Source organism: Niallia taxi (genome assembly GCF_004005475.1).
GTDB lineage: Bacteria > Bacillota > Bacilli > Bacillales > Cytobacillaceae > Niallia > Niallia taxi.
This window is the reverse complement of record NZ_RZTZ01000018.1, coordinates 43,397-54,238: the sequence shown is the minus strand read 5'-3', so window position 1 is coordinate 54,238 and position 10,842 is coordinate 43,397. Positions and strand designations below refer to the sequence as shown.

At 32.8% G+C, this 10,842-nt stretch carries 7 protein-coding genes; 1 reads left to right on the top strand and 6 read right to left on the bottom strand.

Annotated elements, in window-relative coordinates; translation table 11 throughout:
- Positions 1-210: 210 nt before the first annotated feature.
- The 6 genes from EM808_RS25140 to EM808_RS25115 form a co-directional block, all read right to left on the bottom strand.
- On the bottom strand, positions 211-408 hold the full coding sequence (locus EM808_RS25140; protein WP_127742038.1) for a hypothetical protein: 198 nt from the start codon (positions 406-408) through the stop codon (positions 211-213).
- 324 nt (positions 409-732) lie between these two features.
- Positions 733-1,134, bottom strand: coding sequence for a CNNM domain-containing protein (locus EM808_RS29710; protein ID WP_328590392.1), 402 nt, complete (start codon positions 1,132-1,134; stop codon positions 733-735).
- A 1,950-nt stretch (positions 1,135-3,084) separates the two neighbouring features.
- Complete coding sequence (locus EM808_RS25130; RefSeq protein WP_127742037.1) at positions 3,085-4,470, bottom strand: PAS domain-containing sensor histidine kinase; 1,386 nt, start codon at positions 4,468-4,470, stop codon at positions 3,085-3,087.
- 1,057 nt (positions 4,471-5,527) lie between these two features.
- Positions 5,528-5,740, bottom strand: coding sequence for an IS3 family transposase (locus EM808_RS29890; protein ID WP_127742078.1), 213 nt, complete (start codon positions 5,738-5,740; stop codon positions 5,528-5,530).
- An 85-nt stretch (positions 5,741-5,825) separates the two neighbouring features.
- A complete protein-coding gene (locus EM808_RS25120; RefSeq protein WP_127742035.1) occupies positions 5,826-6,023 on the bottom strand; it encodes a helix-turn-helix domain-containing protein in 198 nt (65 codons plus the stop codon).
- 632 nt (positions 6,024-6,655) lie between these two features.
- Positions 6,656-7,708, bottom strand: coding sequence for an ATP-binding protein (locus EM808_RS25115; RefSeq protein ID WP_127742033.1), 1,053 nt, complete (start codon positions 7,706-7,708; stop codon positions 6,656-6,658).
- Positions 7,709-7,827: 119 nt separating this feature from the next.
- Here EM808_RS25115 and EM808_RS25110 point away from each other — a divergent pair, with 119 nt between their 5' ends.
- Positions 7,828-8,832 (top strand): DUF3231 family protein, encoded by a 1,005-nt coding sequence (locus EM808_RS25110; RefSeq protein ID WP_127742031.1) that lies wholly within the window; start codon positions 7,828-7,830, stop codon positions 8,830-8,832.
- Positions 8,833-10,842 lie beyond the last annotated feature (2,010 nt).

Sequence of the window (10,842 nt, the reverse complement as noted above, 5' to 3'; positions counted from 1 at the left end):
GATTTAGTGAAGTAGTACTGTAAATATTATCGAAGCCTGTTTAGAATAGTTTTTGTGATTTTTTCACTTCATCTATCATGACCTGATTATCACATTTGAGCCCTATTGAGGAAGTCACTCGTAAGTGAATTTTTTCTAGCGTATTTTATAATTCTTTTATAACTATTAGATGAACTCTTCTTTATTAAGAAGGGATTAGGCAATTATTCTCTATAAATACAAACGCTCGAAAGCCTCGAGTACTACCTTTTTTAGGATAGAATCATCGCGAATTAACTCATTAAGTGATAAGTCACCTGTCCGTAATTTCCGACTTATCTTATTAATATATCTCTCATCAAACTCAACAAGTCTACCCTCTAAGTACATACACTGTAATTCATCTGCAATCATTTTTTCTTTCTTCAAGATTATCACCTCATATGAAAGAATAGTCGCTTTAGTGAAAACCAATAGTTGTTTATCCTGCATTTTATGAAAAAATTCCACTAGTGTGCCAGTACTATCCAAATATAAAAAGAATATTTCAATTATTTTTCAACATAAAAACTTTTGTAAATCTATACAAAAAGAAAAAGGAGCAGTTCAAAGAAGCTAGGAAGACGGTGAATAAAAGTATCCATAGTTGGTGCGTTTCCAGCTAAAATACTGTTAACATCTCTCTTGTATTAATGAAACCTATAAATTTATAGTAATTTGATCTTTAGTTACTGGAAATCTATTGAAATTTATCTAATCTGATACAACTTCCACAATCGTCATCTTTTTTTCAAGAGATACAATCTTTTCTTTTGGAATCATAATGTCATTTTTATAAGCATCATATACAAAAATGTTTTCAAGAAACTCTAATTCCGTTTGATTAATCTTCTTTTCATAACTTTGAGTAACAATCAGTTTAATTTCTTCTTCTGAGTCAACTGTCTCATGTCTAGCAGGTTTAACTCCAAAAATACGAATAAGAAGACGAGAAGAACCATTTAACAAAGTTATAAAAGGGTTTGTTACTTTTCCAAACCAATATAGTGATGGAGACAATGCTAATGTCATTCTTTCTGAGAATTTAATGGTTAATGTTTTATGTGCCAGTTCCCTAAGAAAAACGTGTAAAAATTCTACAATGGCTAGAAGCAATTATATAAGAAAGAATAGTAGATATAGCTTCTGACACATTGAATCTTTCAAATACGGGATGTAACATCTTTTCCATTGTAGGTTCACCTAATGCTGAAAGTATTTGAGCAGTAATGGTAATACCTAACTAAACATGCTGAAAGGTAAAAGTCTAGAGTTTGTGCAACCTTTTTCGCAATAATCGCCTTTTATTTCCTTCAGTTATTAGTTGATCAATCCGAGACATCCTTACCTTCAATATTGCAATTTCACACCTACGAAGAATGCAGTTACCCAACAAATACTGCTACTAAAAACAGATTTAATACCATTAATCCTGATAATTATCCATTTCCTTTACCTTCCAAGTATATTGTACGAATTTTCACTTGATCATTTAGTTGAATATTATCCACAAATTGATACTGTATCCACCCACCAATTGTATATCGATATTTTCCTGTTCGTCAAAATGTATACCAAATCGATCTTCTAGTTCCTCTAATAAAACACGACCATTTATTTAATAGTTCTTTTCCTCTTCCAGTATATCTTACATGATAAGAATACCTGAAGTACCACCGTATTCATCAATGATCAATACTATATGAATATTTTCTTTTTGCATTTTATACAAGATATCCTGAATACGAGTAATTGCTGTTACAAATGTGTGTTCTGATAAAATTCGCTTAGCTGATTACCTACAGCCATATTGGATAGTAACTTTTTAATATTGACCATTCCAACAATTCATCTTAATTCCTGTTCCATTTTTTAAGTGCATTTTCAAATGTCTCTTCATTTAACATGTTCCAATGTGAAAACAACAATAATAAGATCAAACTTATTGTGGGTTATTTTATAATCACCTATATCTGCCTTTTCTAGTTGAATGCTATGTTTTACTTTATATTACTTACTATACTTCAGTATAATTAAAGCTGAATCAAGCAGTTCTATACAAACAACTTTTCCTTCTCTTTTATTTGTATTGCAATAGGAATGCTATTTCTACCAACTCAGGATCTTCAAATCAAGCACTTTTAATCCAACTTTTTTAATGGCTACTGTTTTACCTGGTTGATATTACCATGAACCATCTTCAACTAACTTATAGTTTTCATTGCAAGAATCATGAGAGTCTTTTTCGGCTTTTCGTACAATTTCTAAATTCTCCAAACGGATTCCCTTCATAAAGTTGTTCATTCATAAACTTTATTCAATATGTACAACATGTAATCCTTTTTCAATTATTCTCCCAAGTTTGTTCCTCACGAAAGATACTCTATAGTTATTACAGGAATGTCACTTTTAATTACATTAAATAGCGAGCAAAGCCTTGATAATTCAAAGCATGATCAATGTTACGTATATTTTTTTTGACTTTACACACACTAGTAATAGGTAACAAGTAACTTGAGGATTATCTATAAAGACTCTACGAGTTATCAGGGGTTTATTCCTTCTACAGCAGTTCAATATTTTCTCTTCTATCCGACATCATTAAAACTTGCCAATTAAATAAAACTCCAATAAGTCATTAGAGTGAGGTTTATGCTTGTTAAAAGTAACGAAAGGTGTGTAATCACATGGTGGAATGGTGGAATGAATATTGGTACATGATTATCATGACCTCTTTAAGTTTCTTGTGTCTCTTAAATATAATCAGAAATACGGATTAACAAAAGCACCTCTATCTAATAGGTTTAATTGTTGCAGATTATCCAAGAACCTTTTTTCATTTATCCTGCATTTTAGTTATTACAGGAATGCTGCCCCCATCTAGCGATATTAGATAAGGTTCCTTTTATTTAAGGAAAACCCATTTTAAAATGGTATCATTAAATGAGTAGACAAAGAAAAACCTTTCAAAAACTTTGTTCCTGAAAGATTTTTTTGTAGTATTATGCGTAATACATCGTTTATTGGAACTACTAATTCAATTACTTCTAGCCTTTTAAAATATTCTTAAATTAAAGAATACATAGGTAAATAAATATTAACAATTGTGCCTTTTCCTATTTCACTTGATATATCCATTGTTCCGTTATGGACCTCAATAATTTTCAGAGTAGTCATCATTCCTAACCCAGTACCTCTTTGTTTGGTTGTATAAAAGGGAATACCAATATTTTCAATTAAATCTTCTGGGATTCCGCATCCTTGATCAGCAATTTGAATAAATAATGTATTTTTATTTTTTTTCTTAAGATTAACAGTTATTTCCCCACCACTTGGCATGGATTCTATAGCATTTTTAATAATATTAATAAATACTTGTTTTATTTGATTTACAATACAACGTATTGGAGGTAGTTCCTCATACATTACTTTTATTTCAATGCTATTCATCAATGCTTGAGATTTAAGAAGCGCAGTTACATGTTCAATAATCCCATATATATTTTCAAGTTTAAAATGATGAGCTTGTGGTTTAGCTAGCAGTAATAGTTCTCCCGTAATCAATTCAATTCGTTCAATTTCCTTCGACATAACCTCTAAATAACTCACTGTAACCTTTCCTTCTGATGAGCTCATTAATTGTAGAAACCCCTTTAGCGCTGTGAGGGGATTCCGTATTTCATGGGCAATGGAGGCTGAAAGTTGTCCAACTGCTGAGAGTTTTTCAGATTTTACTAGCTTCCGTTCTGTAAGCTTTTGACCTGTTATGTCTTTCGCAATTCCATAAACCCCTATAACCTCATTATCAACTATGATTGGCATATTTGTAACACTTACGTGAACAACTTCACCATTCTTATGTACTGCCTTTGTTTCGTAATTTTGAGTTGTGCCTTTGGTTGCATTTTCATAATACTCCGTTGTCTTCTCTATATCATCATGGGAAACTAAAGGGACATATGTTAGTTGTAAGAATTCCTCTTCACTATATCCTAAGAGCTTTTCCATAGCAGTATTTACACTGAGATATTTTCCGTTTAGGTCAAAAGAAAATACAGCATCAGGATTATGTTCAAAAAGGGATTTATAATGTTGTGCATTTTGTGTTAATGCCTTTTTTTCTTCTGTAACATCTTGAAAATAAACTGTTAGGCCATTTTCTGAAGGATAAGCTCTCACATTAAACCATGTATTTAGCGGTGGAAAATAAGCATCAAATTTAACGGAAATTTGTTCAAGAACAGCCTTATGATACTGTTCATAGAATAGCAATTGCACTGACTCTGGGAACTCATCCCATACATTTTTACCAACGAGATCCTCGCGGCTACGGAATAAAAGGAGTGTTGCCTCCTTGTTAATATAGGTGAAATTCCAGTTTTTATCTAATGAAAAAAAGCCATCTGTAATTCTGTCTAATATCTCACGAGTACCTATTTCTGTAATTTTCATATCTAAGACTACCTCACTAATTCTAGCTATTTGAACGATATGTGTAATATATAAAATTCTATTCGAATTACTAGAATCCTGCTATAATTTTATTTTAAAAGGTAACTCTAGCGAACAAATTAGAGGGCAATCATTTGAAGAAATTGATGATGGTAAAGGACAGTCTATTCAGTTAGAATGAATGCGGATAAATTTTAGTACATTGTTAGTACTCGAATTTTTCCATGTAGGTGAATCATTTCAATAAAATGATACGAAATAGTCAATTCTAAAATTGTCGATTTCATTATCAAAAAACACAAAGAAAACAAAAGAACCAATGATAAAGTTGTAACAGACCCTTTCTTTATAGTTTGTTACCTTTCTTCTAAAAATTGCAAGCCAAGTTTTTTAATTGCCTTTCTCTCTCTTTTTGTAATATGTCCACTTCCTAAATAAGTTTAGCATGAACTAATCCTGCTCTTTGTAACATTGAAAGATATATTCCGGGCCTGGATCTACTGTTAGAGATAACTGGACTTGGACACTTACTATAGCGGATTTCTTCACTATTGTAAGCGATTTAATCTTAATTCCATACTAGCCATCATGGATGGCTCCATAACGAATGCCAATCGAGCGGGTTGACTACTTTTCTTAAGCCCTGTATCTCCTTTTTATCCCTATACTATGTTCACTGCTTGCATAAGGTATACTATAATTCTTCGTCTGTATATCTCAAAAGTTCATCCGAAAATGTTTCAGCTTTAACAAGTGAAGGGCTGCCTTCCTATTCCAACTTTTAAAGACGATAAAGAACTCTGAAAATAGGTGCAGCACTTATACAGGAAAACAGATGTCAAATACCTTAAATTCTGGTTTTTATACCATATTGTTCGAATGTTGTTACCTTCGTTAATTTTAAGTATAGAGGTTATTCGTATTTTACTAAGGCAGTGAATTGGGTTTCATATGCGATTAAAGAGATCGACAAAGGTACATACGTTATGTCATTTATTTTTGACTTTAACGAATGTTAAATCACTGAAGACCACTTTTTTGGCCTCTGTTTTGCGTTTCAATTCGTTTGCCTGAGTTGACACATTACAGGGAGTTTTCTGCGGCTTGAACTGTGCCATCGTAAAGGAAGAAACAAGCCCATGCTTCTTATGATACGGACAATACTCCTCCTAGAAACCGTAAATCCACGCTTTTGCAGCTCTACTTTAATTTTGCGCGTGCCGTAGTCATTTCGATTTTGTTCAGAGTATTTGTCTTTATTTCGCTTAATGACATTTACTTTCGTCCCTTTATCAGCGCGGCTTGCTTTAAAATGTCGTTCTCCATTCTTAGCTGTTTTAGTTCCTTGAGGAGTACTAAAAGCTCATGTTTTTCAGAAGAACGATTGTCTTTTTCTTTAAAAGAACTTCATCCTGATTGATCCACCGGTAAAGAGATGACGGAGTCAGATCATATTCATCAATAATGGCTCGTTTCGTTTTTCCATTCTGGTATAGCTGCACCATTTGCTTTTTAAACTCGGGCGTGCAAGTACGGCGTTCTCGTTTTGTCATTGTGGGTTCTCCTCATCTGTTTTAGATCAAGTGTACGTGACCTTAATTTTTCTGTCCAGATAAGTGTAGACGCTCCACATTTTTAAGGAAGCACTTGATATAACCTTTGATTTATACGATGTTATCAGATTTTTCATCACTGTTAAATAAGGCAAAGACTGAGACTGTTCTGGCTCAGTCCTTTTCTTTATATGTGATATAATCTCAATACTTTATTCAAAAGACTTAAATTTATTTCCACATTACTTCGTTATGCTTGTTGTAAAAGTTGCAGATGTTCTATTGTCCAAGCCACTAAAATCCTTATTCATGTAGTACTTTAGGGACACCACTGAAACTCATTGGAATTAAATACTAGTTTTATCTTATAATCCCTCGTAAGATACCAATACAACAATGAAAACGAAATGGATTAAAAGCTCGTCCTTGTATTACGGACAAATATCTATTATTTTACAAGATTGATATGTAATTATGCAGTTATAAACATTCGAATTCAATTGTTATTTACTGTTCCATTGCATGATACTTTATCGGCATTATAACAGCAGTTAAGGGTTAGTTCTAACCTAGTTTACTATTCCAAATGAATAATTATTTATACTTTTATACTTTTATAAATGTTTGAGTTTTTATAATATCCTTTTTACATATGGTAACTTGACAGTAAACACAGTTCCTATCCCAACTTCACTATCAACCTCAATTTTACCGTTATGACTTTCAATTATATTATATGTTACCATGAGACCTAAACCAGTTCCTTCTGCTTTATTCGTAAAGAAGGACTGGCCAATTTTTTTAATTTGATTTCTTGGAATGCCTATGCCACTATCTTTAATGCTAATATGTACCTGTTTAACATCTTTTTCTGCACTTATATGTATTTTCCCATTTTCCGCCATAGATTCTATTGCATTTTTTATTAGATTTAAAAACACCTGTTTCAGTTGAGATCTATCCCCTAAAACGTTTATTCCTTCACAGTCTCTTTTATCAAATAGAATTTCAATATTATTTTTAAAGGCTTGTGTCCCGAATAAATTAACAGTTTCCTCAACTATTTGGATTAAGTCCTCAGACTCAAAAATAGTCTCTTTGGGTTTAGATAAATATAACAATTCATTTGTTATTTGCTCGATCTGCTCTAACTCAGAAAGAACAATATCAGCATATATATTTTTGGGAAAATCTATTTTTAACAACTGTATAAATCCTTTTATCGAGGTCAAGGGATTCCTAATTTCGTGTACAATACCAGAAGCCAATTCTCCTATTAATGATAGTTTTTCGGATTGCATTATTTTTTTTTGAATCACTTTTTTTTCTGTAATATCTCTAATGATGACATGAGATACAATTTTTCTTTCATGTTGATAGGGAGTAGCCATTATTTCTACGTCAATTATGGTTCCATCCAATCGAATCATTTTCTGTTCCATTAAAGGAGCAATTTCTTGATATTCCACTACACGTTTTAATCTATCTTTACAGATAGAGTGAAAATCCGGATGTAAGAAAAAATCGAAATTCTGATTTAATATATCTTCCTTAGTATTTAATGATAATAGTTTAATACATGCCGAGTTAGCATAAACTATTGTCCTTTTATCAAGTACCAAAGTGGAATTTAAGCTGTTATCCATTAATTTCTGAAAATTAAGTTCCTCTATTGCTATTCTCAAATAACACCCCTCCTTTTAACATTATAAAATATTTCGGTTATTCTTTAAACATTCCCATGGATAAAATGCGACATAATAAACATAATACCTATTATGTACAATATAATCGGAGGTAATTCATGGAACATAAAGTTGAGCTTACATCAGCAGAAATAGCAAATCTTTGGACTCAATATATGAACGATTCATCATCTATATGTATCCTTACCCACTCTATTCAAGTGGCGAAAGATGAAGAAATAAAGGTTATACTTGAATTTGCACGTAGCCTCGCTGAATCTCATATTGAAAAACTCACAGAATTTTTTAAACTAGAAAAATTCCAGGTTCCAAAAGGATACTCGGTAAGAGAAGATGTTCATGTTAATGCTCCTGCCCTTTTTACAGATACATTTATGTTAGTCTATATGCACGTTATGACCCTACTTGGATTAACAGGATATGCTGGTGCAATAGCAACTTCATCCCGTTCTGACCAAATTGAATATTTTATTCAGTGTAATACAGAAACGATGGAATTATATAAACGTATTGCAACTGTAATGTTAAAAAAGGGAATTTATAGTAAACCACCAAGAATTAATACACCAAATGAAATTGATTTTGTAAATAATCAGCGGTATTTATCGGGTTGGTTTGGAAAAAAGCGACCTTTAAGTGCTGTTGAAATTAGTGGCATAAGCTTCAATATGGTAAAGATTATCGTAAAAGTTGTGTTAGAACTTGGTTTTGCACAAGTATGTCAAACAAAAGAAATAAAAGGTTATTTTCAAAGAGGAAAAAAGGTTTGCGAAAAACAATTTGGTACTCTTAGCTCAATTTTAACAATTGGAGGATTGGCTTCACCTGCTTCATGGGTATCAGAAGTAACAAACTCAACGATACCTCCTTTTTCGGATAAATTGATGTTAAATCATATTGTTGTTTTAATATCGGCTGCAGTTGGTTATTATGGAGCTGGTGTATCTGTTTCACAGAGGAGGGATCTAGCTTTTAAATATACTAAACTTATGACTGAGGTAGGATTATATGCTGAAGACGGGGCAGAACTACTGATAAAAAACGGTTGGCTTGAGCAACCGCCGCTAGCTGAAGATCGAGAAAATTTAGCTAATAAAAATTAATGTGTTACGACAAAAAAAATATTTAAGAATATGAGGCAGCCCGTTACTGCTGCTCATAGGTGATGTGGGAAACCGGAAAAATCAGGAAGGAATGAAGAAAAGAGTGATTGCTGCATCTACAAATGGTGATTCCGTTAAAAACTTATGGTATAGACAATTACCTTCAGATGCAAGGAGTTACGCTTTAAGAGCAAAAGCAGGGTTTACAGTCCCTTTTTAGAACGGTAAAGAGAGATCGTTGGTATTTAAATGTCCAACTTACCCAAAGAAAAAATAAAGTACAACAACTTTTAAAAGTTACGATCCCGATTAAGAAAAAGCCTTTCAGAGTCTGAGTTCAACCTCGGTAATGAAGCTTGTACTGGCTTATCCAATCTGATGGATTGTCAACATTAAATCAGACATCTTTTTTATAAAGAATTTAACGCTTGAATTCAGTAATAATGTTAACTGGTTTAACAAGATTTGAATTTATGAACCATATCCCCAATTGTATTACCTTCCAAAGTGGTAACATTAGATGGAGCAAAACCGGAGGCTGTTTTTGTTTGTAATTTCTCTTGCATCCGCTGTTTTCAATGGTTAATCTGTACTTAAATGAATCTCCATTGTCAACTACCATTCCTGTAACAATAGATGTTTCAGATAGCACGTTTCAACCCAAAATCCCGTTAAAAGGGAAATCAAACAAATAAGAATAAAACATTTTAACCACTTTATAAACTTAAGCTCCCTAAGAATAGATAATATACAGTTATTATATTGTTATTTAGCTGCACTAGGTAAAATAAGGTTGTATAAATAATAAATATTAGTGGAAGAGCTGACTACCGGATTCCAAAAATATATCCAACAAAGAAATTTGAGTGTATCTATGTAGTAAGCTGAACCTGAATTCAAAGGAAAAGTTGAGAAAGAACCGAGTGTATTCTACACTGTAAGATTGGAACAACCATAGCCTAAAGTGGCTTGAAAAAACCGAAAACATCAAAGTGCATAATACAACTAAAAAGAGACCTTGCGAAGTGTTTCTCCTACTCCTAGTAAAGCAACACTTGCGAAAGATCTCTGATCCGCTATCTTCCGAGGGAGCAACTATACTGATATTATAACAAGGAATGTCCGTAAGGATAACACAGTACATTCCTTAATCGAATGGATATTCTGTACCTGTCGGAATATACACTAGACAGGCGATTGTCTATAAACACATTACCGACTATGTACTGAAGATTTGTGCCCCTTCACAGAGCATTCTATCTCTCAAGAGAAAGGGAGAATAGTCAAGGATTAGATACCATCCCAGTAATCGGTCCAAGTCGCTCGAGTTATTAAGGCAAGAACAGATTGACCTTCTTGCCCATGATAAACAAACTACATAGATAAAGTCAGCAAGGATTATGAACCTTATCGTTGAGACCAATTTACACTAATTAGAAAAGTTGCTTATGAAAACAAGGAATGGGTTCACTTAGCACTTGAGAAGAGTATAGACGAAAATCTGTACAGCGCCAATACCTTTCGTGATGTGTAGGATTTCTCAAGAAGACATCACTAAACAGCAACACAAAATCATGGAGAAGAGTGACAAAACCCCAGTAGATATAGAGGTTCAGACTAGAGTTATGGATCAATACCTACCTCCAATTGATGGGATAAAAATATGAGTTAGAGTAACAGCAATCCTTTCGGCAGTAAGGATTGGAGAAACTGCCGATGACCTCTCCGATATCCACCGAAAGGCGGAACAGAATCTTGGACCTATCTCAAGTTTTTGGAAGAATTGACTAAATTATAATAAGAACGGTTCTTTAATTTTCACTTCAAATAGAATCTCTGAAGAACTAACAAAGGATCTTTAAAGATTAAAAATTCAAATGGGGTTAACGACTACATTTGTATTTTATTTATGAAAGCAGATTTCGATCCTCTTCTAATTATTAATATCTCAAAGCCTTCGCTATATCCTCTTCCTATTTTTCTAGGCTTAGTTAAGGTAAGTATCTTTCA

What these genes read in the sequence shown, in the direction of transcription:
- EM808_RS25130 (WP_127742037.1), bottom strand. Translation starts at nt 4,470, where the DNA reads ATGAAAATTACAGAAATAGGTACTCGTGAGATATTAGACAGAATTACA.
- EM808_RS25120 (WP_127742035.1), bottom strand. Translation starts at nt 6,023, where the DNA reads ATGACAAAACGAGAACGCCGTACTTGCACGCCCGAGTTTAAAAAGCAA.
- EM808_RS25110 (WP_127742031.1), top strand. Translation starts at nt 7,828, where the DNA reads ATGGAACATAAAGTTGAGCTTACATCAGCAGAAATAGCAAATCTTTGG.